This is a genomic window from Pseudomonas sp. GW456-L13, assembly GCF_017350115.1.
In the GTDB taxonomy this organism is placed as follows: Bacteria; Pseudomonadota; Gammaproteobacteria; order Pseudomonadales; family Pseudomonadaceae; genus Aquipseudomonas; species Aquipseudomonas jessenii.
Window position 1 is genome coordinate 2266667 of the sequence record NZ_JACNAS010000001.1, and the last position, 25532, is coordinate 2292198.

A 25532-nucleotide genomic window follows, 5' to 3' on the forward strand; every position below is an offset into this window, starting at 1 on the left:
CAAGTTCAAAGAAGTAGTGAAATTTCAATGTCCGATTCCAATACCGCTGAAACCGTAGTCACCTTGTCGTCCAAAGCGGAATACGAAAACTCCATCAATCTTTCACAACACGTGCCTCAGGCCAAGACCATCAGCGAGATGGTGCTGGACGCGTTCCAGTCCACCCGCGAAAGCGACCAGATCCGCGAACTGCGCGCCGCGATCCGCCAGGCCCACGACAGCTTCGATGACGATAAAGCCTACGAACTGATGGGCCAGCTCAAGCAGCTCAAGGACGCCGAGGCTGCCGATATCGCAGCCCTCGAAGACCTGAGCGGCAAATTCCCGATCAGCCGCATCCTGTCCAGCTTCAAGGACGATCCGGCGTTCCAGGAAATCGTCTACGGCCTGGCCCTGAAGGTGCTGAACCAGACCCACCAGGCCATCAGCAACCCGAGCGGCGGCAAGAGCAAAGCCGCCAAGGCGAAGAAAGAAGTCGAAGTATTCACCATCAGCAAGGACGGCATCAGCGTCACCCTGCCGCTGCGCACCCCGCGCTCGCGCCTGAGCGTCGACCGTGAAGCCCTGGAATTCCTCGGCCTCACCTTCGTTGGCGAAGGCGAAGAGGCGGAACTGGAAAGCGAGACGTTCCTGGACAACAGCGGCGCCGAGCAAGCGGTCAACCGCAAGAACATCATCACCGCTCTGCAGCAGCAGACCGCGTTCGACGGGTACAGCATCGCCGCGCAGTAATACCTGTTGTTTGTGGCAAGCCCTCTCGCCACAAGGTCCTGAGCGACCGACTCAAGAGCCCCGCCATCAGTGCGGGGCTTTTTATTGCCCGTGATTCGGGCAAAACCGCGATTACTCTTCCAGTATCGACGCAGAACACCACTTCCCTACACCCATGAGCACCACGGGTCCGCCTGCGGGGAGCGTCAACTCACTTTCCAGCCCAGACCTCAGTGGTGCAACTGCCGAGGTCATCATGAACACGCCCCCCTTGTATCGCCAGCTGGCCAACCACTACCTGGACGCTATCCGCAGCGGCACCCTGAAAACCGGTGAACGCCTGCCCTCGATTCGGTTGATGATGGAAAAACACGCCGTCAGCCTGTCGACCGCCGTGCAGGTGTGCCGGGAGCTGGAGGACTATGGCGTGCTGGAAGCCCGGCCACGCTCCGGCAACTACATTCGCCAGCCCGACACCCTGCCCAGGCCCGCCCCGACGACCTCGGCGCCAGCGCTGGATACCCGCGCGTATGTCGGCATTCATGAACAGGTCTGTGCGGTGCTCAAGGCCAGTCAGCGCGCGACGATCAAGGTCAATTTCGCCAGCGCCTACTGCGCGCCGCAGCTTTACCCACTGAAGACCTTGCAAGACAACATGATCAAGGCGCTGCGCTACGACGCCTGCCTGCTCGGCACCGCGGGCGGCGCCTGCGGCAACAGCGCATTGCGCAACATCCTGGCCCGGCGGGCACTGGCCAGCAAGACCCACCTGGCCTCCGAGCGGATCGTGATCACCAACGGCGCCACCGAGGCGATCAATCTGGCCTTGCGTGCGGTCACCCGCCCCGGCGACACCGTGGCCGTGGAGTCGCCGACCTTCTACGGTCTGCTGCAAATTCTCGAAAGCCTGAACCTGCGCGTGCTGGAAGTCCCGGCCTCGGCCCATACCGGGCTGAATCTGCAGGCCCTGCAACGGCTGCTGCAAGGCCCCGAACGGGTCAAGGCGCTGATCGTCATCCCCAACCTGCAAAACCCGTTGGGCAGCATCATGCCCGACGCCAACAAGGCACGGCTGGTGAAGCTGTGCGCCGAGCACGACACCGTGCTGATCGAGGACGACACCTACGGCGACCTGGTGGACACCGAGCAGCCGCTGTCCACGCTCAAACATTGGGATAGCACCGACAACGTGATCTATTGCGCCTCGCTGAACAAAACCCTGGCACCGGGCATGCGCCTTGGCTGGATCAGCGCCGGCAAATGGCACGACCGCGTGGAGATGCTCAAGCATACGCAGTCGCGCGGGTGCGAGGCGTTATCGCAACTGGCGGCCAGTGCGTTCATGAAGACACCGTCCTACGAACGTTACCTGCGGCGGTTGAGGAAAACCCTGACCGTACAACGCGAGCAGATGAGCGCAGCGATCACCCGTTATTTTCCCATCGGCACCAGCGTGACCCACCCGCAAGGCGGCACGCTGTTATGGGTGGAACTGCCTCGCCGGCATTCATCGATGACGTTTTTTCACGACGCGTTGAAGGCCGGCATCCAGATTTCACCTGGGGATATCTTTTCCAATGCCCGGCGTTTCGATCACTTTGTGCGCATTGGCTGTGGCGCGCCGTATTCGCCGCGGGTTGATGAGGCACTGCAGACGTTGGGACGTATCCTGAAAAATCAGGGTTGACCGCGACCCTGTGGGAGCGAGCTTGCTCGCGATGGCGGTGTGTCAGACACATCAATTTTGAATGTACTGACGCCTTCGCGAGCAAGCTCGCTCCCACAGGGTTGTAGGTGATCTTCAGAGCGGATTCTGGTGCAGGCAAATGATATGCGGGTCGTCATTCCAGTGCGGAAAACGCTCGGCGATCAGCGGGTCGTGGCCGGGGATGACATGGTCTTCGCTGTCGGCCAGACGGTCGATCTCGGTGAAGGCTTCAAGGGTTTGCGCCAGGTCATCGAGGATCGGAAACGGACTTCGCCCGCGAATGTTGGCCCACAAATGCGCCGCATCCGAGGCCAGCACAATCCAGCCGCGCTCGGTCGCTACCCGCACCACCTGACTGCCCGGTGTATGTCCGCCTACCGGATGCAGGGTCACGCCCGGAACGACCTCGACAACACCGTCGTGCAAACGCATCCGCCCTTCGAACAGCGGCGGCAACGCCGACATCACGTCCTCGACTTCGTAGGTTTTGTTCACCGTGCGATGGACCATTTTCGGCCCGGTGCAGAAACGCAACTCCGCGTCCTGCAAATGCACGGTCGCCTTGGGGAACAACCCGAGGTTGCCGGCATGATCCCAATGCAAATGGGTAAGGATCAGGTGCTCGACCCGGGCCGGATCGATGTCCAGTTGCCGCAGGGATTCTTCCGGCAGGCGATACATCTGGCGATTGCGCCGGTGCGCCGTGGCCGGCTGAAAACAGGTGTCGACCACGATCACCTGCTGTTCGTTGCGGATGACCCAGAAGTAGTAGTCCAGCGGCATCGGCGCATTCGGATCACCGCAACAGGCGTCGTAGAGAAAATTCTCCCTGGCAGTGCGCTGGGCGTTTGCACCGACACGGATGGCGAACACTTCGTACACAGGCGTGGACATAAGCACCTCCAGGTTCAGGCGACCGCCGTGGTTTTGAGGGTCGGACGAAAGTCGAAATCGATCTGGTCGCTGATGCCCAGGTCATGGGCCAATTTATGCAGGCCACTGTAGTCACGCATGATGGTCGCGTTCCTGTTGCTCTCGCGGGTGTCGGCAATGATCAGCGCCGCCTCCTCGACCCCGAGCTGCGTCAGAATCGCCTCCCACATGGAGTAGTCCTGAGCGATAAAAGCACTCAGCGCCACTGACAGGTTGCGTGCGAAAAACTCCCGTTGCGTGGGCTGCATGTTGGCGTACATGACCTTCGCCACTTCGGCCAGCACCTTGCTGTGGGCGTACTCGTCGCGATTGTGCAGTTCGGCCACCCGGCGGTTCTGCGGCTGGATGGTCTGGTCATCTGCCAGCAAGTCCAGATAGGCGTTGACGCTGATCTCGGCCACCACCGCAAACGTGATCGCCGCCAGATCCCGCTGCCATTGCTCTGGCAGTGCTTCACGCTGGGCTTTAAGACGCAGGTAAGTGACGGAGGGTGGCAAGTCCAGATCCTGGTCCAGCGCCCGATCGAGTTTGGTCCGTTCGATGGCGCGCAGGTGCATCAGCGTGTGGTAGTGCTCGTCGATCAGGGTCTGTTGCATGGCCTCGCGAAAATGCCAGTCATCCTTGCCCAGGTACTGATTGGCGATGACACTGAGTGCCGGGTTGACCACGTGTTCTTCGGCGGTGACGGTGCGCAGGTTGTAGCCGATCCAGCCCCAGGTCACCACGCTGCTTTTGAGCTCGTCGCTCAAGGCCTGGAATTTCGGATGATGGAAGAACGGCACCATGCACTCCGGGTAGTCCGGCCGCGCGGGATCAAAAACTTCTTCCACCTGGCCCCTGTCCGGCGAACACACCGTGGCGCGCTTGGTCCAGGCCTGGTTGAGCCGCACGATCAGTTGATGATCGACCTGGGCGATCTCGATTGCTGTTTGCATGACGCGATACCTGTAAGGCGCGTACCCGCCAGGGGTACGCCAAAAGTATGAAGGGTGACGGAAATATCAGGCCAGCCAATAGCGGGTCAGGTTGCGCGCCGGGTCAGTGTAACGACTGCGGGCGTGAATCATCCGCCAGTTATCCCAAATCAGCAGGCATCCGTCGGGAATCAGCACCGGAACGTTGTGCTCGACGAAATACGCTTCGCCGAGCACGGCAAACCTGGCCAGCGGCGAGGTGTTGTTGGTCACCAGTGATTGCTGCAACGCTTCCTTGGACGGGTTCACGTCGCCGTAGTGAAACTGGTTGTAGCTGAAGCGGAAAATATCCCCGTCTTCCGTAGGCGTGAGGATGTACTCCTTGACCCGCCGCTGTCCCGGTTCACCCGGTTTGGCGGTGGCGACAAACTCTACCGGCGTGTCATCCAGCCACTCACGCAGTTCCGGTTCACTGCGCTCCAGGGACTTGAGAAATTCGTAGCCGTCCACCAACCCGGTGTGCCCCCCACCGCACCTGGCCTGTTTATGGCAATGCAACGCCAGATAGCGTGGCGGCGGCCCGTACACCGGCGCTTCAGTGTGCGGGCCGATGCCGTTCATGCTCTGGGAATACGGCAAGTCTTCGTAACCCGGCTTGCGGGTAATGGCAAAGGCCGTCTGGCCGTTGAACTGCGGAATGATCCGACCGAACTCCTGCAAGGTGCCTACGACATCATCGGCAAATTCGTCCGGGATCAGCACCGTCCAGCCCAACGTCGACAGTTCTTCGTGACGATGGCCGAGCGAAATGCAAGGTTGAGACGCAACAATCCCTTGGTCTGACATGGTGAGATTCCTGGCGGGTTATCCGGCGTTGACGGTTGAGGTGTAAGCGGCGATGAAGTCGCGGCAGGCGTCACCCGGTCGATAGTGCTGCTCATCGATGCTCTGCACCGGGGTGATTTCGGCGGCGGTGCCGGTGAGAAAACACTCATCGAAGTCGCCAAGCTCTGTAGGCAAAATCGTGCGTTCGACCACCTGGTAGTCCAGCGCTTTGGCCAGTTCGATCACGGTCTGCCGGGTGATGCCGTTGAGGAAGCAATCCGGCAGCGGCGTATGCAGCGTCCGGCCTTTGACGAAGAACACATTGGCGCTGGTGGCCTCGGCAACGTGGCCGCGCCAGTCGAGCATCAGCGCATCGTGGTACCCCGTGTTCTCGGCGTCGTGCTTGCTCAGCGTGGCTATCTGGTAATGCCCGGAGGCCTTGGCCTCGAACGGGCTGCTGCTCGGTGGCGGGCGGCGCCAGCTCGCGGTCTTCAAGCGGATACCAGCCATGCGCGCCGCCGGGTCGAAATAGCTCGGCCACTGCCAGCACGCGATGGCCACATGCACACGGTTGAAACGTGCCGAGGTGGAGATCATCTCGCTGCCACGCCAGGCCACCGGGCGCAGGTAGCCGTCGGCAACCTTGTTGCGTTGCAGCAGTTCATGGCTCGCCGCTTCCAGTTCAGCCATCTCATAGGGGATGGCAAAATCCATCCATTGCGCCGAACGATACAAGCGTTCGCTGTGTTCGCGCAGCTTGAAAATCCTGCCGTTGTAGACCCGCTCGCCTTCATACACGGTGCTCGCGTAATGCAGGCCATGGGTCAGCACATGCAACTGCGCCCGGGACCACTCGACGAACTCGCCGTCGAGCCAGATAACGCCCTCGCGCTGATCAAACGGGATACTGCTCATATCCATATCTCCCCATTGTTCGTGAATTTTCCTACGCCGTTTCCAGCAACACGGGTATCAATTCCGGCACGGCAGTGAGCTCGGTCTGAAAGAAGAACGCACGCTCGCCGAAGGCCGGTTGCAAGTCGTCGAACCAGGTCACTTGCGGATCGAAGCGCGCGTAGAACGTGCGCAACACCCATTGCGGATTGCGTGCCTGGAGGAACTGCAAGACGAAGACCTTTTCCCCGGCGACGGTCTCGATGCCGTTGATCAACACCTTGCCGTAGAAGGTGCTCATGGACGGCCCGCGCACCGTTCGCGCCAGCCCCGATACCGTGCGGTACGCCGCCTGGAAGATCTCGAAGGCCCGGGCCAGCGGCATCTCGAAGTAGTGGCTGGGCCCGGTGTCACGCTCGACGAACATGTAATAAGGCACCGCCCCGAGCCGCACCCCTTCGGTCCACAACGCCGCCCAGTCAGCGGGGTTTTCGTTGACGTGGCGGATCACCGGCGCCTGCATGCGCACCGTCGCGCCCGTCGAGCGAATACGCTCGATGGCCTGGCGGGCGATGACCTGGCGGATCTCCACCGGGTGGTTGTAGTGGCCCATGATCGACAGGTTTTTCCCCGCCGCGACGATGCGCTGGAACAGCTCCAGCAGCTCAGGTGCATCCTTGTCGCTGACAAAACGCTGCGGCCAGTACGCCACGGACTTGGTGCCGATGCGGATGTTCTTCAGGTGTGGCAAATCCAGCAGCGGCTCGATGTAACCGGCCAGGGAGCGGGTGTTCATGATCATCGGGTCGCCGCCGGTAATCAGCACGTCGGTCACTTCGGTGTGCACCCTCAGGTAACTGACCAGCTCCTGGGACTCACGGGCGTTGAACTTGAGCTCTTCCTCGCCGATGAACTGCGCCCAGCGGAAACAGAAGGTGCAGTACGCGTGACAGGTCTGACCGGCACCGGGGAAAAACAGCACGGTCTCGCGGTACTTGTGCTGGATGCCCGGCAGGACCTTGCCGTTGAGGGTGACTCCGTTGTGGGTCAACTGCCCGGCCGGATGCGGGTTCATGCGCCGCCAGATCGCCTCGATCCGACGCTTGATCGCCGCGCTGTCATCCTGCTCGATCAGTTGTTTGAGCGAGGCATATTCCTCCGCCAGCAACATGTCCTTGTGGGGAAAGGTCATGCGCAAAACCGGATCGTCGGGGATGTTGTTCCAGTCGATCAGCGTGCCCAGCACGTATTCGTTGGTGCGAAACGGCATGACCCGAGCCACCACGGTCATGGCCTCCTGCAACGCCGGCGTCAGCTTGTGCCAGTACGGTGTGTCGCGGATGGTGCGTGAGTTATAGGGTTTGTAGCGTTCGTGCTCCGACAGTCCTTGCATGGCCGCGCTCCTGGTGATTGCCCTGAGTGTTGTTACGCGATGGCCGGCGCTTTGCGCTCTATGTCCATCCACGCCCGAACGCTGTCGCGATCCCACTGGCGACGCACATATGCCGCGAGCCGTGCCGGCACCGGATCGCCGTTGGCAACCAGCCGGTTGAGCATGATTGCCAGGTCGGTGTCGGCAATGCTCCAGTCACCGAACAGATGCTCGGCGCCCTCTTCCAGCAAATGCCCGGCGACGAAGAACAAGCGCTCGACGGCGGCTTCGGCCTCGTCGGACAGCACGGTGTTTTTCTTGCCGAAGTACACCAGGTCAAACGGGCGCTCCTTGCGCACCACCAACAAGTCACTGCGCAACCAGGCCTGCAATTGACGGGCACGGGCGCGCTGGCGGATGTCCTGCGGATAGAGTTTTTTATGCCCCGGGGAGAGTTCATCAAGGTATTCGGCAATCGCCGATGATTCCGACAAGGCAAAATCGTCGTGAACCAGCGTTGGAATCTTGCAGGTCAGCGAAAGATTGCGATAAGTCGCCAGATAGTTTTCGCGTGCTTTTAGATCGACAGTAACAAGTTCAAATGAAAGCTGCTTTTCCTTGAGCGCCACAAAAGCCGACATCGCAAAAGCGCTGACATGATCGGCGCCGACATACAGTTTTAGCTTCCTGTTATCCATAGAACACTCCATTCACTGACTGCAGGGATTAACGTGCATTGGAAGTGATCGTAGTTAGTTGGATGAAAGCTGGATAGATACAGAATTTGCCTGTTTCAATCGATACAGAAAGTTGTTTTTTACCGACATATACGCAGCGAAAATCCCGGCAATAGCGCTGTAAAAGGCGATACCGGTGGCAGGTCTGAAAAACAAAAAAAGGGAGCCGACGATGGTTGGCTCCCTTGGCTGATGCGCTGGGAAATTACGGCTGGGTGGTGATCAGGCCATGGCTGTCGGCAAAGTTCGAGAGCAGTGCCATTTGCGGCATATTGCTCATGTTCAGCATCGCCAGAGGCTCGTATTTACTGGTGTTGACGAAGCCGTGTCTGGTCCACGCCGGTACCAGCAGCACGTCGCCGCTGCTGACGTCGACCCCATCGGCATCGCCGAGGGTCAGCACGCCACTGCCGCACTGAATAACGAACAGATGCCACCAGGAATGGGCATGACCGTTGAGCGTCACACCGGGGTTGAGCCATTGCATGGCGATCGCCATGCCAGGCGTCACTTCACAGCCTTCAATGCTCTTTTCATGAGCCAACGCGACAATATCAACGTCGCTGGCTTCAAGGGTCTGGCGCATATCCGTCAGTTCAGTGCCTTTCCATACCTTGGGACTTGGCGCTCGATGGTGCAGGCTTTGACGAAAGTCCTTATATGAAAAAAACGCACCTTGAAAGTTATCCATTCGCACGTCCTTTCTTATTATTTCCCATACTTTAGCGCTAAACCTTAAGTTAACGGCTCAGCGCTGTAAAGTCTGGAAATAACTTATAAAACCGATGGGCGCAAGGCGGCAATCATGTCCACTTCTATCGCGGCATTCTTGGGTAACTGATAAACACCGACCGTGGTGCGGGTATGTTTGCCGGCATCGCCCAGTACATGGCTGAACACATCCGAGGCGCCGTTGGCCACTTCGCTCAAATCGACAAAGTCCGCCGTGGACTTCACATACACCGTTACCCGGATCAGTGACTTGATCTTGTCCAGGGAACCAATGGCATCGACGATCAACGCCAGCCCCCGCATCGCACTGATGCTGGCGGCCGCCTGCGCATCAGCCATGGTGAGATCCAGTCCGACGCGGCCGGGGTAATGGATCTTGCCGTTCATGCGCGGCACCAGGCCGCTGATGTACAGCTCATCGTGATGACGGATCAGCGGCGCGTAATGCCCGCCTGCGGTGTTTTCGCCGTAAATGTCATAACCAAACTCTTTGGCCAGGGCGATGAAGCGTTCATCGCAGGTCATGTGCTGGATCATTGATCGAACCCTCTTGATCAGTAATGCAAAAAACGGGTGCTTGCTGGCTCAACACACGGCGCGAGTGACCGGTGCCAGGCAAGTCACCTCGATGCGTGACTCAATCACCTCGGCCAGACGCAACAGGTCGTTGCTCAGTTGCCCGTAGTGTTCGTTGAACAACACGATGTGCCCGATGAATGAGAAGTTGTCCTTGACCTGCGCGCTGACCGAGTCACCGATACGCTTGGCGTACTGGCCTTCCACCAGTTCAATGCGCAGCGAACGGGCCACGGTGGCGATGTCGGGCGTTGCCCGCAGGATGCCGCCGGCCGGCGCCCGCAGCAGGCGAATGCCGCAGTAGCCGCGGGCCACTGGTTCATGCTGTTCGGTCTTGCCTTCCACCGCCCAGCGCACCCAGCGTTCCCACGGATCGAAATTGACGAAGGCGCGTTTGGCCAGGTCCCAGATGTGCATGCCGCCGGGGCGCATGTTGGTTTCCACGGCCGAGGTCAGGTTGTCGCTGCGCAGGAACACTTCGTTGTGCCAGGCACCGTTGTCCTGGGAGACCAGCGCCGACATGTGCCGGCCAGCCGCCATCAGCCGCGCCTGCACGTCCACCGACAACGGCGCAGGCACCACTTGCTGGATCTCGGCGCGGTAGGCGCCTTCGGTGGTGGTTTTTTCCGTCACCCAGGTGCTGCCGGCCACACAGTCCCAGCTGTATTCACGGGCGTTCTGCACCAGCGCTTCAAGGACGATGCCGCCTTCGCGGTAAGGCTTCAGGGCCAGCCAGGCGTCATCGCATTCCGACGGGTGATGGATGACGCGACAGCCCCGGCTCGCACCTTCGCAGGCCGGTTTGATGAAGGCCTTGCCGCCCAGTTCGACGACGCGCTGGCGCAGTTCCGACAGGTTTTCGACCCGCGCGGAAAACACCGGCCGGTAATCTCCGGGGGAGTTGCTGGCCGCCGCTTCGAGCCGACGGAAGATCTGCTTGTCCAGGCCCGCCCGCGCTTCTTCCGGGGTAATGCCCGGCAGGCCGAAGTGAGTGGCCAGCGCTGCACCGAGCAGCACGCCGCGATCGGAGAACGGCAGTATGCCGATCAGCTTCCAGCTGTCGGCATTCAGGCATCCCACCACCAGTTCAAGGGACGCCGCCACATCTTCTTCCGCCAGCGAAGTGCTGCAGACGTGATCGGCCACCTGGTCGTCATGGGGCTGGATTTTCTCGACCAGCAGGATGAGCCTGGCGTTGTAGAGCGACTTGCACAGCTCGCGCAGTTTCTGGATGTCGTGCACCCGATTGCCGTTGTAACCGACCACTACTACACATGAAGTCGTATTCATAATGCCCCTGACCTGCAAAGTGAAAACCGCAATGGCAATGACTCAGTCATGCAACGACGCATTGGATTTACGGTTGAGCCAGTACCAGGCCAGGATCCCTGCGGCACCGATGGCGGCCAGTACCAGCGCGTTGTACGGCGCCGGCACCACCCGCATGATCAACACGGTCAGCCCGGCCCCGACGCCCAGGGACACTTCCTTGACGAACATGTTGTTCTGTTTGACGGAGAAGTAATCGAGGTAGCTGAAGGCGCATTCGGCAATGGACAGCAGCGCCACCCAGACCAGCGCCCCGGCGAGGGTTTCGACGTGGAACGCGGCAGGCGAAGACAGCACCGCAAAACCGCCGACGATGATCCCGATTACCGCCACGACCTTGTAGCGCCCGGTGCGCTCGATCAGCTTCATCACCGGCACTTGGGCGAAGACCACCACGGCGCTGTTGAGGATCAGCATCAAGCCGTACCAGGCCGGCAACTCGCCGGTCTTGAGCAGGATTGCCTGTGGCAGGATCGAGAACACCCCGAACAGCTTGATGCCCATGATGATCCCGGCGATCACCCAGGGCAGTTTGTTGCCCCAGTTGCTGCCGACCTGAGTGGCCGGGCGGGCTACCACCGGCTCGGTGGTGAATGTCGCGCCGAGGGCGATCGGCAGGCACAGCAACACGAACGCCGCCGCGCCGAGGAAAAACATCGTCGGCGTGAGAAGCGGCGACAGCAGGATCAAACCGGCCACCAGGCTGCCCATGTTCATGGCCACGCGGTTGTAGGCCGCGCCTTCCTTGGTCTGGGCCGCTTCGCTCTTGATCAGGTAACCGGCAATGGCAATGCCGTAGGCAAACAACGCGGCAGCAAACATCACCATGCCTTGATTGCTGGTCAACGCCAGCAGTACCAGGCCAAGGCCGGCACACAGCAGCGTGACGCTCAGGGAACGACGGCCAAGTACCAGTAAAGTCAGGGGCAACAGCAGCAACAAGGCGCGATATCCAAGGGCCAGGATGCTGTTGGTGGCCGTGTCGAGCCAGACGTTGGCCTTGCCCAGTACCGCGAACAGCGAGACGGCGGTGATGATCCGGATCGTGAATAACCGCAGGTTAATGACCGGTTTAGCCACCGCGACCGTTGTTTCGACACTCATGCAGCACCTCAGGAACCGGGTGAATGCCCGCCGACAACGGTGGACACTCAGAAAAGTCTGTAAGGGCATGGTAGAGAGAGAGGCGTGTCCTGATCAGGGCAAGTTCGTATAGAATCCAACGAACTTTACTGCCGGAGAGACCAGTAAAATGCAGGTTCAACGTGCAGTCATTGCCGCCATTGAATTCCAGCCCGGCGCGCCGCTGGTGCAGCAGATCGTCGATCAGCTGACGCATGCCATCAGCACCGGGGGCCTGCCCCACGGCGCCAAGCTGCCGCCGATTCGCGAACTCTCCGACTTGATGAACGTGGGCAAGTCCACGGTGGTCGATGCCCTGGACCGCATGCGGGCCAAAGGGCTGGTGGTGTCGCGCCAGGGCTCCGGGCATTACGTGCATCGCTCCGAAGCGGCGCTGAAAAGCGGCACCGGCCCGGACCTGCAACCCCAGGACACCCTCAGCGTGATTCGTCGCGCCTTGCTGCTGGACAACGGCGCGTTGCGCCCCGGCTGCGGTTTTCTGCCGACCTCGTGGCTACCCGCCGAAGAATTGCAGAAAGCCGTGCGCAGTACCCTGCGAGCAACGTCGTTGCGCATGGGCGAGTACGGCGTGGCCGGCGGTTACTTGCCGTTGCGCCAGGCCCTGCGGGTGAAACTGGCGACCTTCGGCATCGAAGCGCCGGTGGACCAGATCATCACCACCGCCAACACCATGCAGGCCATCGACCTGCTGATGCGCCTGCTGGTCAAACCCGGCGACACCGTGCTGCTCGACGACCCCTGCTACTTCAACATGCACGCCAACCTGGCGCTGCACGGGGCCAAGGTCATCACCATCGCACGGGATTGCGACGGTATGGACCTCGACGCCTTCGAGCAACTGCTGATCGCCCACAAACCCGTGCTGTACATGACCAACAGCACGCTGCATAACCCCACCGGCCACTCGTTCACCCCGGCCCAGGTTTACCGCTTGCTGGAACTGAGCCACCGCCATGGCTTCCACATCGTCGAAGACGACCTGTACTGCGACATCCAGCAACGCCGCACCCCGCGCCTGGCCGCCAGCGGGCTGGACAACGTGAGTTATGTCTCCGGCTTCTCCAAGACCCTGACCGCCAACAGCCGGGTCAGCTACACCGTGCTCTCGCCACAATTGGCGGCGCGGATGGTCGCGTTGAAAATGGCCTGCGGTGGTGTGACCTCAGAACTGGCGGAGCAGATCACCTGCACCATGCTCAGCGACGGCAGCTATGCCAAGCATGCGCGGCGCACGGTGGATCGGCTCTATGAATCGAACAGTCGTGTGGCCAGTTGGTTGGCGGAGGCTGGGTGTTCGCTTTCCTCGCTTCCCGGAGAAGGGGTGTTTATATGGGCGCGGTTGCCGGACGGCCTGCATGCCGAAAACCTGGCTCGCCAGGGGCTGGAGAACAATATGGTATTGGCGCCGGGCACCTTGCTGAGCAAAGGGCCGGATGCCAGCCAGTTCCTGCGCTTCAATGTGGCGCACAGTGACAGCTTGCAGGTGCGCGAGCGGTTTTTCCGGTTGCTTGATAAACAAAGCAAGTAACCGACGACCACCGATCTTGTGGGAGCGAGCTTGCTCGCGATGAGGCCGTCACATTCAAAATTGATGTTGCCTGACACGCCGCCATCGCGAGCAAGCTCGCTCCCACAAGGGTTCAGCGTCGTACCCGATATCAGCGATAACGTGGTGAAGGTGCTCGATACCCCCTGTAACAACCGCGCATGAATGAAAAAGCCCCACCGTTCTCTCGAAAGGAGGGGCTTTGCGCTGCAGGCCGTTTCAATTTTTGGGCCAAACGATGCAGCCTCTTCGCTGCAACCAGAGCTCAGGAAAACATGGCGCGCTGCTCAGCTTCGTAATGCCGGGTCTGAAAAGGCATGAGGGCTTGGGCTTTTAGGCCGAGGCCCTCACTCAACCCCCAAGAGACAGCGAGTTCATCACGGCGTCGACGCAGTGGCGTGACGGTTTGTAGCACCACGGCTTGCACGGAAGTCGAATGTGCAAAAAGCTCGAGGACATTGAGCGTTTCCGACACCCGGAGATCGGACAAGCAAGTAAATCGAGTGAATCGCTCGAGCAGATAGCCAGCGCGCCGAACCTCCACTTCGTCAGTGTGACGATTCAAAAAAGCGGTTACCTCGCTTTCAAGATTTGAGTCCGAGTACCAGACAGCTTTGGCGGCGCTCACGAGAGCAGCGTCATCCGCTTGATTTAAAGGTCTTTTTACCAGCGTGTCCAAGGCGGATGAGAGGACGTGGCCGCTATGGGGCTTCGTCATCTGTGCTCTCCAGATAATCATGCAAAATATTAGTGAGAACGGAGATTGGTGGCTCCTTGTTGCCAACATATACATCAATCGCCTGCAATGCCAGTCGACGGAACTCGGTAGTCAAGATGAAACCAGCCCTGAGAAGTGCCTTGATATCACCAATGTCCTGATCGGTCGCTCTGCCCAGTTTGGAGATGGCAATGTCGACAGGTGCTGCGATATGAACGTGCAGCGGGGACTCTATCGGAAACGCTTCAATAGGAAGGCTCCGCTCCCAATAGTCCTCATGTATTGGCCCAAAACTGGTGTTGTATTGCAGGTCGTAGTTCAGCTCCATCAATCGACCGGATCGCTCATCAACAAACTGTTCGGGTATCTCTGCGAGCATGGTTTGCAGGTGTAAACCTTCGGCAACATGAGCCTCATAAATCTCGGCATCGACGTCGGTGGAAACGCGATGATGGGTATAAAGGTGAACAGCGCAGCCACCGAAAACGATAATTTTGACGGCCCCTGGTCCTGCGTTCTCTAGCTCCAGTTCCGCTTCGACAGATTTGAATATTGAAATCAAAGCCTGCCCCAACGCTGTTTCCGTATTAACACGCGGGGTGATTACCTCTGGTAGCTCCATCGTAGATCCTCTGGGATGCTCGTAATAACGGCTCCCGAGGCTAGATAGGCGACTTCCGACCCTCAACCTGAAAAACCCGTGGGAAAGTTCAGGCAAATCCGTAAGCATTTTTGCCGGTCAGGCCCCCTATCGTAAGAGGCCTGTCAGTCCGCGTCGCGGCCATAGCAAGCAGGCTCGCGATGGCGGCAACGCGGTCCCGCAGAAAGCACCCAACAAAAAGCCCCGCTCTTCTCTCGAAGGCGGGGCTTTTCTTTACAGCATCCGACGCTTAAGGCGCGTACGTCAGCAACAACTCCGCCGGCACTTTGAAGTCCAGGGACATCATCACGCTCAACGCGGTAATGGTGAAGATCGAGAACACGAACAGCTTGCGTGCCCAGACCGTGTCATCCACTGCCTTGTAGCCGGTCCAGGCCATGTACAGCCAGTACATGCCCATGGCGGCGGCGACGGCGAGGTAGCTCATGCCGGCGTAGCCGCTGAAGGTCAGCATCAAGGTCGCCACGAGGAACGCCAGGATGTAGAGCAGGATGTGCTTCTTGGCCACCTGGATGCCGCGCTTCACCGGCAGCACCGGAATCGATGCGGCCAGGTAATCGTTGAAGCGGAAGATCGCGATGGCGTAGGAGTGCGGCATCTGCCACAGGCTGAACATCACCAGCAGGGTCAGCGCGGCCATGTCGAAGGTGTTGCTGACTGCGACGTAGCCAATCACCGGCGGCATGGCGCCCGACAGACTGCCCACCAGCGTGCCGTGAACCGACTTGCGCTTGAGGTACAGGCTGTAGAAGCCGACGTAGATCACGAAGCCGATGACTGCGAACAGTGCGGCCAACGGGTTGGCCACCTTGTACAACAGTGCAACGCCGGCGACACCCAGGACGGTCGCGTAGATCAGGGCCAGTTTCAGAGAGATCAAGCCCTGGACCAGCACCCGGTTCTTGGTGCGTTCCATCTTCAGGTCGATGTCGCGGTCGATGCAGTTGTTGAACACGCAACCGGAGGCAACCACCAGGGACGTGCCGATCATGGCGGCCAGGAAGATGGCCAGATCGACATGCCCTTTGGAGGCCAGGAAAAATCCGCCTGCCACAGAAAGCACGTTACCGAAAATGATCCCCGGTTTGGTGATTTGGATAAAGTGCTTGAGGGACATGCGGACTTACCTCACTTCGCCATCATGAACGTGTGGATGCTGAACATGATCCACAGCGACAGGCCAACCAGCAGGACAATCACGATCGCGGCGAAGACAAACGCAATCACGTTGTTTCGCTGCGCGGCCGAACGGTCCAAGTGCAGGAAGTACACCAGGTGCACCAGCACCTGGACGATCGCGAACGCCAGGACGATCAACAGGGTGATCGACTTCGGCAGTGTCGGGTACATCACCAGACCGAATGGAATGGCGGTCAGGATCACCGACAAGATGAAGCCGATGACGTACGACTTGTAGCTGCCGTGACCGGCGTTGTCGTGGCCATGGTGGGAATGAGCTGGGTTAGCCATTTACATAGTCCCCATCAGATAAACAACGGTGAATACGCAGATCCAGACGACGTCCAGGAAGTGCCAGAACAGGCTCAGGCAGCTCAGACGGGTCTTGTTGGTCGAGGTCAGGCCATGCTTGTTGACCTGATACATCATGATCGCCATCCAGATCAGACCGCTGGTCACGTGCAGACCGTGGGTACCGACCAGGGTGAAGAACCCGGACAGGAAGCCGGAACGGCTAGGGCCGTAGCCTTCGGAGATCAAGATGTGGAACTCATTGATCTCCATGCCGATGAAGCCCAGGCCGAACAGGAAGGTCATGGCCAACCAGCCCAGGACCTGCTTCTTGTTGCCCCGGTAGAACGCCAGCATGGCGAAGCCGTAGGTGATCGAACTGAACAACAGCAGAGCGGTTTCGCCCAGCACGTATGGCAGTTCGAAGATGTCGTGGCCCGACGGACCACCCGCTACGTTGTTAACCAGTACCGCGTACACCGCGAAGATCGACGCAAACAGAATGCAGTCGGTCATCAGGTAGAGCCAGAAACCGTATACGGTCATCTCGCCCGAGTCGTGGTGGTCATCGTGCCCATGGTCACCATGGGCGTGTCCAACATTGGTCACTAAATTCGACATGGTTTAAGCCTGTTCCAACGAGGTTTCAACACGGGTGGCGGTGGCCGGGATTTTCCCTGCCGCTACCAGGCGCTTGTGCTGCTCGGCTTCGATGCGCTCGATCACGTCGACCGGCACCATATAGCCTTGATCATCACGGGCCGCGTGGATCACGAAGTAGATCACGGTGCCGGCCAGGCTAGCGATTGCCAGCCACCAGATGTGCCAGATCATCGCGAAACCGAACACGGTCAACAGCGCGCCCATGACCACACCGGTGGCGGTGTTGTTAGGCATGTGGATCGGCTGGTACTTGGCCGGAGCCTTGTACGCGGTGCCGTTTTCCTTGGCTTCGGTGAACGGGTCGATGCAGTCGGCTTTCGGCAGCACGGCAAAGTTGTAGAACGGTGGTGGCGACGAGGTCGACCATTCCAGGGTGTGGGCATTCCACGGGTCGCCGTGTTCGCACATGTTTTCCGGCTTGTTGCGGTCACGCACGCTGACGTAGAGCTGGATCAGCTGGCAAGCGATACCCACGGCGATCATCACCGCACCGAACATGGCGACGTACAGGTACGGCACCCACTCAGGGTTGGTGGTGGCGTTCAGACGACGGGTCATGCCCATGAAGCCCAGCGCGTAGAGCGGCATGAACGCGACGAAGAAGCCCGAGATCCAGAACCAGAACGCAGCCTTGCCCCAGCCTTCGTGCAGCTTGAAGCCGAACGCTTTAGGGAAGTAGAACGCGAAACCTGCGATGTAACCGAATACCGCACCGCCGATGATCACGTTATGGAAGTGCGCGATCACGAACAGGCTGTTGTGCAGAACGAAGTCAGCACCCGGGATGGCCAGCAGTACGCCGGTCATGCCGCCGATGGCGAAGGTCACCATGAAGCCCAGGGTCCACAGAACCTGGCTGGTGAAACGCAGACGGCCCTGGTAGATGGTGAACAGCCAGTTGAACAGCTTCACACCCGTCGGGATGGAAATCAGCATCGTCGCCAGACCGAAGAAGGCGTTGACGCTGGCACCCGAACCCATGGTGAAGAAGTGGTGCAGCCAAACCATGAAGCCCAGGATCGAGATCGCGCCCGATGCGTAGACCATCGAGTGGTGGCCGAACAGTTTCTTGCCGGTGAAGGTCGAGATGACTTCGGAGAAGATACCGAACGCTGGCAGGATCAGGATGTACACCTCAGGGTGACCCCATGCCCAGAACAGGTTCACGTACATCATCGGATTGCCACCAAGTTCATTGGTGAAAATGTGGAAATCCATGTAACGGTCAAGCGTCAGCAGAGCCAGGGTAGCGGTCAGGATCGGGAACGAAGCCACGATCAGGACGTTGGCCCAGGTGCAGGTCCAGGTGAAGATCGGCATGTCCATCAGCTTCATGCCAGGGGTACGCATTTTCAGCACGGTGGCCAGGAAGTTGACCCCCGTCAGCGTCGTACCCAGGCCGGATAGCTGTAGCGCCCAGATGTAGTAATCCATCCCCACGCCAGGGCTGTATTGCAGACCCGACAGCGGCGGATAGGCAACCCAGCCGGTCTTGGCGAATTCGCCGACGCCCAGGGACAGGTTGATCAGCACCACACCGGAAACCAGCAGCCAGAAGCTCAGGGAGTTCAGGAACGGGTAGGCAACGTCACGCGCGCCGATCTGCAGCGGCACTGCAAGGTTCATCAGGCCGGTGAAGAATGGCATCGCCATGAAGATGATCATGATCACACCGTGGGCGGTGAAGATCTGGTCATAGTGTTCAGGTGGCAGGTAGCCAGGCGAACCCTCGGTGGCCATGGCCAGCTGGGTACGCATCATGATGGCGTCGGCAAAGCCGCGCAGCAGCATGACCATGGCGACGATGATGTACATCACGCCGATTTTCTTGTGGTCGACCGACGTCAGCCACTCGGTCCACAGGTAGGTCCACTTCTTGAAGTAGGTGATTGCAGCGAACAGCGCCAGACCACCGAGCGCGATCATGGCGATGGTCACCATTACGATCGGCTCGTGGAACGGGACTGCTTCCCAACTTAATTTACCAAACATCGTTTACTCCTCTGCCCCGGCAGCTGAATGCGAGTTCATGTCCATTCCTTGCGTAGCGGCCACTTCTTTCTCTTCTTTCTCGTGCTTCACTTTCGGACCCGGTTTCATGCCTTCGTACTTGTCGACGATGGTCTGGAACAGGTTCGGCGTCACCGAGGAGTAGAGCTCGACTGGGTTGTTCTGGCTTTGCTTGGCAAGGGCTGCGTATTCAGCTTGTTCAAGCTGCTTAGGTGCCTTTTTGACTTCACTTACCCAGGCGTCGAAATCTTCCTGGGAAGTTGCGATCGCTTTGAATTTCATACCGGTGAAACCCGCGCCGCTGTAGTTGGCGGAGATACCGTCCATCTCGGCGTTCTCGTTGGCGATCAGGTGCAGCTTGGTCTGCATGCCCGCCATCGCGTAGATCTGGCCGCCCAGCGCAGGGATGAAGAACGAGTTCATCACGGCGTCGGAAGTGATCTTGAAGTTGATCGGGGTGTGCGCCGGGAACACGATCTTGTTGACCGTGGCGATGCCTTGTTCCGGGTAGATGAACAGCCACTTCCAGTCCAGCGCGACCACTTCGATGGTCACAGGCTTGACGTCGGATTCCAGCGGCTTGTACGGGTCAAGGGCGTGGGTCGACTTGTAGGTGACGTAACCCAGGGCAATGATGATCAGCACTGGAACAGCCCACACCGCGATCTCGATCTTGGTGGAGTGGTTCCATTTCGGGGTGTAGGTAGCGTTGGTGTTGGACGCGCGGTATTTCCAGGCGAACAGGAAGGTCATGATGATGACCGGAACGACGACCAACAGCATCAGCAGCGTTGCGGTGATGATCAGGTTTCGCTCATCCAGACCAACCTGGCCCTTGGGATTGAGCAAGGTCATGTTGCAGCCTGACAGCAACAACGTGCCGATCAGCGGCAATAAGCCTAGTAGTCTGGGGTACCTGTTTTTACTCATCTCACGACCTCTAAAGCAGCTTGCGCAATGCAGTTGGGTTTTGATCGCCAACACTTCACCCTGCCAAGGGTTGGCATTTTTCTTGGATTGAATAAGGGCATGCCCGTCGTGCGTCAGACGCTGTACGACAAATCCCGGGCCTGCGGTGAGTTCTTATTCGAATACGTGGTCAAAGGCCTTGTTACAGACCAATTCCATTTGGTGCGGGTAATTGGAGGCTCCGACACCTGGGAATCGCATGAAGCCACCAGACCTCTCGACACCCTGTTTCTGCTCACCCCTGGTTAAGATTTGAGCAGTGCCGGGAATTCAGTGCGGGCGATTGTAGATATGTAACGTTCCATAAACCATGTCTCATCCCGAAATAATTTTTATCCGAACCGGCAACAATCATTAACCGTTTTCGCAAAAGTGGCGCATCTTATCGAAATTAATTCTCAACAAAAACACCAAAATAAGTAGGTCTTCCACCCACGGTTCAGACAGTATCGTGTCCCTCTTCTCGGCCCTTGACCTTGCCCAAGGCCCGATATGACGGGGGCTCTGGCCATTCGCCAGAGCCTGTTAAAACTGCCTGTTCGTGCCCGCAATGGAAAAAACCGGAAGCCTGCAAAACAAGCCAATTTCGTTACGTTTCCATGCACCAATCCGGCCTTCTCGAACGCCCTGCGGCGCTCACTCTGTGACAACATGTCGCACACGTGTCGCACCCTTGATTGCCACCCGTCACAGTCTTTTTACCCGGCCTCTGAAATGTGCTCTGCAAGACAAAAAAAACCCCGGCCCTCTCTTCGAGGACCGGGGCTTTTTTGTCCGACAATAGGAGGCGGCAGTTGACCTCAGCGCAGGGTTTTGCGGTTACGCGAAGTCAGCAACGGCACCAGCACCACGATCAGCACGAAGGCAACCAGCGCCCACTGCGCCAGCGACAGACCGAGGATCGGCGGGTATGGCGTGGAGCAGAAACCATCGACCTGGAAACCCAGCGGGAAGATCTTCGCCAGCGGCAAGTCATCGACAATCGGTTGCAGCACATCGATGCCGCAGCTGACCGCCGGATAGAACTGCGTATAGACGTGATGCCCGGCAACGCCTGCACCTGCCACTGCACAAATCACCACCAGGGTTTCAAACACCGTGATGCTGCGACGGCCGCGCATGGCCGCGCCGATGAAGGCAAAGATCGCGATCAGCAGCAACGCGTAACGTTGCAGGATGCACAACGGGCAAGGGGCCTCGCCCAGAACAATTTGCATGTACAGCGCGCCGCCGATCAGCGCCAGGCAAATGATGCCCAAAAACACCAGGTAGCGCCGTTCACGCCCCAACCGCATGGATTCATCGCTCATCGCGTTTCCCTTCAATATTTCGATTGCCCGTCAGTCTACACGCTGGCCCGGACCTTTGAGAGTCTGGCGCATGTGAGGGGGATTCGGGGGGAATAGACGATAAGGCGGTTAAGAAGGGATTAACTTTCTGACTTTTTTCAGTTCAGGACCGAGGTGAAGCAATCGCGGGCAAGCCACGCTCCCACAGGGGGGTATGTCGTTCACATCAATCCGGATCGACACAAATCCCTGTGGGAGCGTGGTTTGCCCGCGATGAAGGCGACGCGGTGAGCCTGCTGACCCACCGCGCCAACCCCTTACTCCAGCGCCGCTGCCGGCCCGAAGAACTCATAACGGCTTTGCTTCTCCGGCACACCCAATGCTTTGAGGTGGCGTTTGATCGCGACCATGAAGCCTTTTGGCCCCAGGAAGTAGGCATCCAGATCGCGCTCTTGCGGCAGCCATTGATGCAACTGCTGCTGGCTCAACAACCCCATCTTGTGCGCCGCCGGGCTCACGCCGTCGTCCTCGGAATAGCAGTAAAAGCGTTTGAGTTGCGGATGACGCTCAGCCAGGCCATCGATCCAGTCGCGGAAGGCATGGACGCTGCCGTTGCGCGCGCAGTGGATGAAATGCACCGGCCGCTGGGTTTCCAGCGCCGCTTCGAGCATCGCCAGGGTCGGGGTGATGCCCACGCCACCGCTGATCAGAACCAGTGGCTTGTCGCTGGCGGTCAGGACGAACTCGCCCGATGGCGGGAACAACTGGATGCTGGCGCCGACATGCAACTGGTCGTGCAGGAAGTTGGAAGCGCGGCCACCGGCCTCGCGTTTGACGCTGATGCGGTACTGGCCTTTGTTTGCCAGCGCCGACAGCGAGTAGTTACGACGGATCTCTTCACCGTCGAGGATCAGTTTCATGCCGATGTACTGGCCGGGTTCTGCCAGCAGGATCGGGCCTTTGTCCGCGGGTTCGAAGTAGAACGAAGTGATCTCGGCGCTCTCCTCGACCTTGTCTGCCACGATGAATTCCCGCGCCCCGCGCCAACCGCCCGGTGCCTGTTCCTTCTGGTCGTAGATGCTGGTTTCGGCACCGATCAGGATGTCCGCCAGTTGACCGTAGGCCGCGCCCCAGGCCGCGATCACTTCAGGAGTGGCGATCTCTTCGCCCAATACTTCGGCGATGGCCCGCAGCAGGCAGCTGCCGACAATCGGATAGTGCTCCGGGAGGATCTGCAGGGCCACGTGCTTGTTGATGATCTTGGCCACCAGGTCGCCCAACTGGTCGAGCTGGTCGATATGGCGCGCATACATCAATACGCCGTTGGCCAGGGCACGCGGCTGATCACCACTGGCCTGGTGGGCCTGGTTGAACAGCGGGCGGACTTGCGGATATTCGGAGAGCATCATGCGGTAGAAGTGCGTGATCAGCGCCTCACCACCGCTTTCGAGCAGCGGCACGGTGGATTTGACGATGGCACGGTCTTGAGCGCTCAGCATAAGGTGACTCCTGGTCTTCTTGGGTTGCTAACGGACTACCCTATGCTTATCAGCTTTCGTGCCAACTATTTAATCGTTATAAATCAATAACTTAATAACTGAATAGTCATTTAGACACTGCCTGGTTTATAGTCATACCGACTACACGGAGTCACTATGACTGCAAAACCCCTGCTCACTGCTCTGCTGCCCCTGGTCGCCGACCTGTCCCGCGAACTGCCCGAGGGTGAGCGTTATCGCCGCCTGTTGGAAGCCATGCGCGCCCTGCTCCCGTGCGACGCCGCCGCCCTGCTGCGCCTTGATGGTGAATGGCTGGTGCCGCTGGCCGTCGACGGTTTGAGTACCGACACCCTCGGCCGGCGCTTCAAGGTCAGCGAGCACCCGCGTTTCGAAGCGCTGCTCAGCGGCCCCGGCCCGACCCGTTTCGCTGCCGACAGCGACTTGCCTGACCCCTATGACGGCCTGGTCGATGGCCTGGATGATCATCTGGAAGTCCACGACTGCATGGGTTGCCCGTTGTTCATCGACGAGCGCCCATGGGGCCTGCTGACCCTCGATGCCCTCGACCCGGAGCGCTTCGAACCGATCGAACTGGATGCCCTGCAAGCCTTCGCCAGCCTCGCGGCCGCTACGGTCAACGCCGCCGAGCGCATCGAGCGGTTGAACAACCGGGTCGAAGATGAGCATCAGCGCGCCGAGGTCTACCGCCAGGCCAGCGGCCAGCAGAATCGCGAGATGATTGGCCAGAGCAAGGCCCACAAGCGCCTGGTCGAAGAAATCAGCCTGGTGGGCGGCAGCGACCTGACCGTGTTGATCACCGGCGAAACCGGGGTCGGCAAGGAGTTGGTGGCCCAAGCCATCCATGCCGCCTCGCCCCGCGCCGACAAACCAATCATCAGCCTCAACTGCGCCGCGCTGCCCGACACCCTGGTGGAAAGCGAGTTGTTCGGCCATGTTCGCGGCGCCTTCACCGGGGCGATGAACGACCGCCGTGGCAAGTTCGAACTGGCCAATGGCGGCACGCTGTTCCTAGATGAAGTCGGTGAGTTGTCGCTGACCGTGCAGGCCAAGTTGCTGCGGGTGCTGCAAAGCGGTCAACTGCAGCGACTGGGTTCGGACCAGGAGCATCAGGTCGACGTGCGCCTGATCGCGGCGACCAACCGCGACCTCGCCGAAGAAGTACGCAGCGGCCGTTACCGCGCCGACTTCTACCATCGCCTCAGCGTGTATCCGTTGCTGGTGCCGGCCCTGCGCGATCGCGGGCGCGATGTGCTGCTGCTCAGCGGTTACTTCCTGGAGCAGAACCGCTCGCGCATGGGACTCAACAGCCTGCGCCTGAACAGCGACGCCCAGGCCGCGTTATTGGCCTACGACTGGCCCGGCAATGTGCGCGAGCTTGAACATTTGATCGGCCGCAGCGCCTTGAAAGCCCTGGGCAATTGCAAGGAGCGGCCAAAGATTCTCAGCTTGAGCGCAGCCGACCTCGACCTGCCCGGCGCCAGCGTTGAAACCGCTGCCGAGCAACCCGCCATCGCCGCTGTGGCGTTGGTAGCAGGTGATTTGCGCGAGGCGACCGAAAACTATCAGCGCCTGTTGATCGGTGCCTGCCTGGAGCGGCACAACAACAACTGGGCAAGCGCGGCCCGTGAGCTAGGCTTGGATCGGGCGAATCTTGGGCGGATGGCCAAAAGGCTCGGCATGAAGTGATGACCCCATCGCGAGCAAGCTCGCTCCCACAGGATGTGTGAACGACGACGATCCAATGTGGAAGCGAGCTTGCTCGCGATGGCGTCTTACTGTTCACCGCAATTGTTAAAGCCTGCCCCAAACAAGTCGATAACCCGGCATCGAAGTCATTGGCGATCCCTGGATTGCCCGTCACCTTTTTCCAGAGAAGGTTTATATGTCCTCCACCAAAGCCCGCGCAGACTCACTTTCGCTTCTGCTGTTTACCTTGCGCAGCGGCAAGCTGATGGCGATCAACCTGCTCAAGGTCAGTGAAATCATTCCCTGCCCGCCGCTGACCAGGCTGCCGGAGTCACATCCCCACGTCAAAGGCATCGCCACCCTGCGCGGTGCCTCGCTGTCGGTGATCGACCTCAGCCGTGCCATTGGCGAGCGTCCGCTGGAAGACCCCAACGGCGGCTGCCTGATCGTCACCGACGTCAGCCGCTCCAAGCAGGGCCTGCACGTACAGGCCGTGAGCAAGATCGTCCATTGCCTGACCACCGACATCCGCCCGCCGCCCTTCGGCTCCGGTGGTTTGCGTGCCTACATCACTGGCGTGACGTCGGTCGATGGCACCCTGGTACAAGTGCTGGACATCGAAAAAGTCATCCATGGCATCGCCCCGGCACAAATCGAAATGGCGCCGACCGAACTGAGCATGGAAGACGCCGAACTGCTCGGCAACGCACGCATCCTGGTGGTCGATGACAGTCAGGTCGCCTTGCAGCAATCGGTGCACACCCTGCGTAACCTCGGCCTGCAGTGCCATACGGCCCGCAGCGCCAAGGAAGCCATCGACTGCCTGCTGGACCTGCAAGGCACCGCGCAGCAGATCAACCTGATCGTCTCGGACATCGAGATGTCGGAGATGGACGGTTACACCTTCACCCGCACCCTGCGGGAAACCCCGGATTTCGCGCATCTTTATGTACTGCTGCACACCTCGCTGGACAGTGCGATGAACGCCGAGAAAGCACGACTGGCGGGGGCGAACGCGGTGCTGACCAAGTTTTCTTCGCCGGAATTGACCCAGTGCCTGATCACCGCGGCCAAGGCTGTCGCCGAACAGGGTTATTGAGTGTTGACCGAAGAATTCTGCTGGCTG

Annotated in this window: 25 protein-coding genes; 6 read left to right on the top strand and 19 right to left on the bottom strand. The window is 59.5% G+C overall.

Translation table 11 applies throughout. The features are described from left to right. The first annotated feature begins 27 nt into the window (after positions 1-27). On the top strand, positions 28-732 hold the full coding sequence (locus J4D25_RS10280) for a hypothetical protein (protein ID WP_057716344.1): 705 nt from the start codon (positions 28-30) through the stop codon (positions 730-732). 235 nt (positions 733-967) lie between these two features. Further along, on the top strand, positions 968-2398 hold the full coding sequence (locus J4D25_RS10285; protein WP_057716345.1) for a PLP-dependent aminotransferase family protein: 1431 nt from the start codon (positions 968-970) through the stop codon (positions 2396-2398). 114 nt (positions 2399-2512) lie between these two features. Here the strand turns inward: J4D25_RS10285 and J4D25_RS10290 are convergent, their stop codons facing one another. From J4D25_RS10290 to J4D25_RS10335, 10 genes are all read right to left on the bottom strand, one after another. Further along, a complete protein-coding gene (locus J4D25_RS10290) occupies positions 2513-3313 on the bottom strand; it encodes an N-acyl homoserine lactonase family protein (protein WP_057716346.1) in 801 nt (266 codons plus the stop codon). 14 nt (positions 3314-3327) lie between these two features. Further along, entirely contained in the window at positions 3328-4287 is a 960-nt protein-coding gene (locus J4D25_RS10295) for a diiron oxygenase (protein WP_057716347.1), read from the bottom strand. Between the two features lie 66 nt (positions 4288-4353). Further along, the gene (locus J4D25_RS10300) at positions 4354-5112 is read right to left on the bottom strand and encodes a TauD/TfdA family dioxygenase (RefSeq protein ID WP_057716348.1); all 759 of its coding nucleotides are present in this window, start codon (positions 5110-5112) and stop codon (positions 4354-4356) included. Between the two features lie 18 nt (positions 5113-5130). Beyond that, positions 5131-6006 carry a branched-chain amino acid aminotransferase gene (locus J4D25_RS10305; protein WP_057716670.1) on the bottom strand — a complete coding sequence of 292 codons (876 nt, stop codon included), beginning with the start codon at positions 6004-6006 and terminating at the stop codon, positions 5131-5133. Between the two features lie 31 nt (positions 6007-6037). Continuing rightward, a complete protein-coding gene (locus J4D25_RS10310) occupies positions 6038-7378 on the bottom strand; it encodes a KamA family radical SAM protein (RefSeq protein WP_057716349.1) in 1341 nt (446 codons plus the stop codon). 32 nt (positions 7379-7410) lie between these two features. Further along, a complete protein-coding gene (yfcF, locus tag J4D25_RS10315; RefSeq protein WP_057716350.1) occupies positions 7411-8055 on the bottom strand; it encodes a glutathione transferase in 645 nt (214 codons plus the stop codon). A gap of 244 nt (positions 8056-8299) precedes the next feature. Then, complete coding sequence (locus J4D25_RS10320) at positions 8300-8785, bottom strand: cupin domain-containing protein (RefSeq protein WP_057716351.1); 486 nt, start codon at positions 8783-8785, stop codon at positions 8300-8302. A gap of 83 nt (positions 8786-8868) precedes the next feature. Next, positions 8869-9363, bottom strand: coding sequence for a RidA family protein (locus tag J4D25_RS10325; RefSeq protein ID WP_008018868.1), 495 nt, complete (start codon positions 9361-9363; stop codon positions 8869-8871). Positions 9364-9411: 48 nt separating this feature from the next. Beyond that, positions 9412-10692, bottom strand: a complete 1281-nt coding sequence (locus J4D25_RS10330; protein ID WP_057716352.1) for an acetyl-CoA carboxylase biotin carboxylase subunit family protein — start codon at positions 10690-10692, stop codon at positions 9412-9414. A gap of 42 nt (positions 10693-10734) precedes the next feature. Beyond that, a complete protein-coding gene (locus tag J4D25_RS10335; RefSeq protein ID WP_057716353.1) occupies positions 10735-11835 on the bottom strand; it encodes a hypothetical protein in 1101 nt (366 codons plus the stop codon). A 148-nt stretch (positions 11836-11983) separates the two neighbouring features. Here J4D25_RS10335 and J4D25_RS10340 point away from each other — a divergent pair, with 148 nt between their 5' ends. After that, entirely contained in the window at positions 11984-13402 is a 1419-nt protein-coding gene (locus J4D25_RS10340) for a PLP-dependent aminotransferase family protein (protein ID WP_057716354.1), read from the top strand. Positions 13403-13685: 283 nt separating this feature from the next. Here the strand turns inward: J4D25_RS10340 and J4D25_RS10345 are convergent, their stop codons facing one another. The 7 genes from J4D25_RS10345 to cyoA form a co-directional block, all read right to left on the bottom strand. Continuing rightward, positions 13686-14138, bottom strand: a complete 453-nt coding sequence (locus J4D25_RS10345; protein ID WP_057716355.1) for a hypothetical protein — start codon at positions 14136-14138, stop codon at positions 13686-13688. After that, positions 14122-14760, bottom strand: coding sequence for a DUF6036 family nucleotidyltransferase (locus J4D25_RS10350; RefSeq protein WP_057716356.1), 639 nt, complete (start codon positions 14758-14760; stop codon positions 14122-14124). The genes J4D25_RS10345 and J4D25_RS10350 overlap by 17 nt, the downstream gene beginning before the upstream one ends. 268 nt (positions 14761-15028) lie before the next feature. Further along, positions 15029-15916 (bottom strand): heme o synthase, encoded by an 888-nt coding sequence (gene cyoE / locus J4D25_RS10355; protein WP_057716357.1) that lies wholly within the window; start codon positions 15914-15916, stop codon positions 15029-15031. 11 nt (positions 15917-15927) lie between these two features. Continuing rightward, positions 15928-16269, bottom strand: coding sequence for a cytochrome o ubiquinol oxidase subunit IV (cyoD, locus tag J4D25_RS10360; RefSeq protein WP_057716358.1), 342 nt, complete (start codon positions 16267-16269; stop codon positions 15928-15930). After that, complete coding sequence (locus J4D25_RS10365) at positions 16270-16890, bottom strand: cytochrome o ubiquinol oxidase subunit III (RefSeq protein ID WP_030128695.1); 621 nt, start codon at positions 16888-16890, stop codon at positions 16270-16272. It lies immediately after the preceding gene. 3 nt (positions 16891-16893) lie between these two features. Further along, on the bottom strand, positions 16894-18924 hold the full coding sequence (cyoB, locus tag J4D25_RS10370) for a cytochrome o ubiquinol oxidase subunit I (protein WP_015093557.1): 2031 nt from the start codon (positions 18922-18924) through the stop codon (positions 16894-16896). A gap of 3 nt (positions 18925-18927) precedes the next feature. After that, entirely contained in the window at positions 18928-19872 is a 945-nt protein-coding gene (gene cyoA, locus J4D25_RS10375) for a ubiquinol oxidase subunit II (protein WP_057716359.1), read from the bottom strand. Between the two features lie 27 nt (positions 19873-19899). On the opposite strand from cyoA, the gene J4D25_RS10380 reads away from it, so the two are divergent. Next, positions 19900-20160 (top strand): hypothetical protein, encoded by a 261-nt coding sequence (locus tag J4D25_RS10380; protein WP_057716360.1) that lies wholly within the window; start codon positions 19900-19902, stop codon positions 20158-20160. A gap of 551 nt (positions 20161-20711) precedes the next feature. On the opposite strand, the gene J4D25_RS10385 is transcribed toward J4D25_RS10380, so the two are convergent. Next, positions 20712-21221 (bottom strand): disulfide bond formation protein B, encoded by a 510-nt coding sequence (locus J4D25_RS10385; RefSeq protein WP_057716361.1) that lies wholly within the window; start codon positions 21219-21221, stop codon positions 20712-20714. Positions 21222-21517: 296 nt separating this feature from the next. Further along, positions 21518-22699: an NO-inducible flavohemoprotein gene (gene hmpA, locus J4D25_RS10390; protein WP_057716362.1), complete on the bottom strand. Its 1182-nt coding sequence runs from the start codon at positions 22697-22699 to the stop codon at positions 21518-21520. Positions 22700-22855: 156 nt separating this feature from the next. Here hmpA and norR point away from each other — a divergent pair, with 156 nt between their 5' ends. Together norR and J4D25_RS10400 are read left to right on the top strand one after the other, a co-directional pair. After that, positions 22856-24406: a nitric oxide reductase transcriptional regulator NorR gene (norR, locus tag J4D25_RS10395; protein ID WP_057716363.1), complete on the top strand. Its 1551-nt coding sequence runs from the start codon at positions 22856-22858 to the stop codon at positions 24404-24406. Between the two features lie 196 nt (positions 24407-24602). Next, positions 24603-25505: a chemotaxis protein CheV gene (locus J4D25_RS10400; protein ID WP_057716364.1), complete on the top strand. Its 903-nt coding sequence runs from the start codon at positions 24603-24605 to the stop codon at positions 25503-25505. Positions 25506-25532: the final 27 nt, after the last annotated feature.

Coding starts and splice junctions, on each gene's coding strand:
- cyoE (WP_057716357.1), bottom strand. CDS start 15,916: ATGTCCCTCAAGCACTTTATCCAAATCACCAAACCGGGGATCATTTTC.
- J4D25_RS10340 (WP_057716354.1), top strand. CDS start 11,984: ATGCAGGTTCAACGTGCAGTCATTGCCGCCATTGAATTCCAGCCCGGC.
- J4D25_RS10300 (WP_057716348.1), bottom strand. CDS start 5,112: ATGTCAGACCAAGGGATTGTTGCGTCTCAACCTTGCATTTCGCTCGGC.
- J4D25_RS10345 (WP_057716355.1), bottom strand. CDS start 14,138: ATGACGAAGCCCCATAGCGGCCACGTCCTCTCATCCGCCTTGGACACG.
- cyoD (WP_057716358.1), bottom strand. CDS start 16,269: ATGGCTAACCCAGCTCATTCCCACCATGGCCACGACAACGCCGGTCAC.
- J4D25_RS10295 (WP_057716347.1), bottom strand. CDS start 4,287: ATGCAAACAGCAATCGAGATCGCCCAGGTCGATCATCAACTGATCGTG.
- J4D25_RS10310 (WP_057716349.1), bottom strand. CDS start 7,378: ATGCAAGGACTGTCGGAGCACGAACGCTACAAACCCTATAACTCACGC.
- J4D25_RS10350 (WP_057716356.1), bottom strand. CDS start 14,760: ATGGAGCTACCAGAGGTAATCACCCCGCGTGTTAATACGGAAACAGCG.
- J4D25_RS10335 (WP_057716353.1), bottom strand. CDS start 11,835: ATGAGTGTCGAAACAACGGTCGCGGTGGCTAAACCGGTCATTAACCTG.
- J4D25_RS10305 (WP_057716670.1), bottom strand. CDS start 6,006: ATGAGCAGTATCCCGTTTGATCAGCGCGAGGGCGTTATCTGGCTCGAC.
- J4D25_RS10330 (WP_057716352.1), bottom strand. CDS start 10,692: ATGAATACGACTTCATGTGTAGTAGTGGTCGGTTACAACGGCAATCGG.
- norR (WP_057716363.1), top strand. CDS start 22,856: ATGACTGCAAAACCCCTGCTCACTGCTCTGCTGCCCCTGGTCGCCGAC.
- J4D25_RS10280 (WP_057716344.1), top strand. CDS start 28: ATGTCCGATTCCAATACCGCTGAAACCGTAGTCACCTTGTCGTCCAAA.
- J4D25_RS10380 (WP_057716360.1), top strand. CDS start 19,900: ATGCAGTTGGGTTTTGATCGCCAACACTTCACCCTGCCAAGGGTTGGC.
- J4D25_RS10385 (WP_057716361.1), bottom strand. CDS start 21,221: ATGAGCGATGAATCCATGCGGTTGGGGCGTGAACGGCGCTACCTGGTG.
- yfcF (WP_057716350.1), bottom strand. CDS start 8,055: ATGGATAACAGGAAGCTAAAACTGTATGTCGGCGCCGATCATGTCAGC.
- J4D25_RS10365 (WP_030128695.1), bottom strand. CDS start 16,890: ATGTCGAATTTAGTGACCAATGTTGGACACGCCCATGGTGACCATGGG.
- J4D25_RS10400 (WP_057716364.1), top strand. CDS start 24,603: ATGTCCTCCACCAAAGCCCGCGCAGACTCACTTTCGCTTCTGCTGTTT.
- J4D25_RS10320 (WP_057716351.1), bottom strand. CDS start 8,785: ATGGATAACTTTCAAGGTGCGTTTTTTTCATATAAGGACTTTCGTCAA.
- J4D25_RS10325 (WP_008018868.1), bottom strand. CDS start 9,363: ATGATCCAGCACATGACCTGCGATGAACGCTTCATCGCCCTGGCCAAA.
- cyoB (WP_015093557.1), bottom strand. CDS start 18,924: ATGTTTGGTAAATTAAGTTGGGAAGCAGTCCCGTTCCACGAGCCGATC.
- J4D25_RS10285 (WP_057716345.1), top strand. CDS start 968: ATGAACACGCCCCCCTTGTATCGCCAGCTGGCCAACCACTACCTGGAC.
- cyoA (WP_057716359.1), bottom strand. CDS start 19,872: ATGAGTAAAAACAGGTACCCCAGACTACTAGGCTTATTGCCGCTGATC.
- hmpA (WP_057716362.1), bottom strand. CDS start 22,699: ATGCTGAGCGCTCAAGACCGTGCCATCGTCAAATCCACCGTGCCGCTG.
- J4D25_RS10290 (WP_057716346.1), bottom strand. CDS start 3,313: ATGTCCACGCCTGTGTACGAAGTGTTCGCCATCCGTGTCGGTGCAAAC.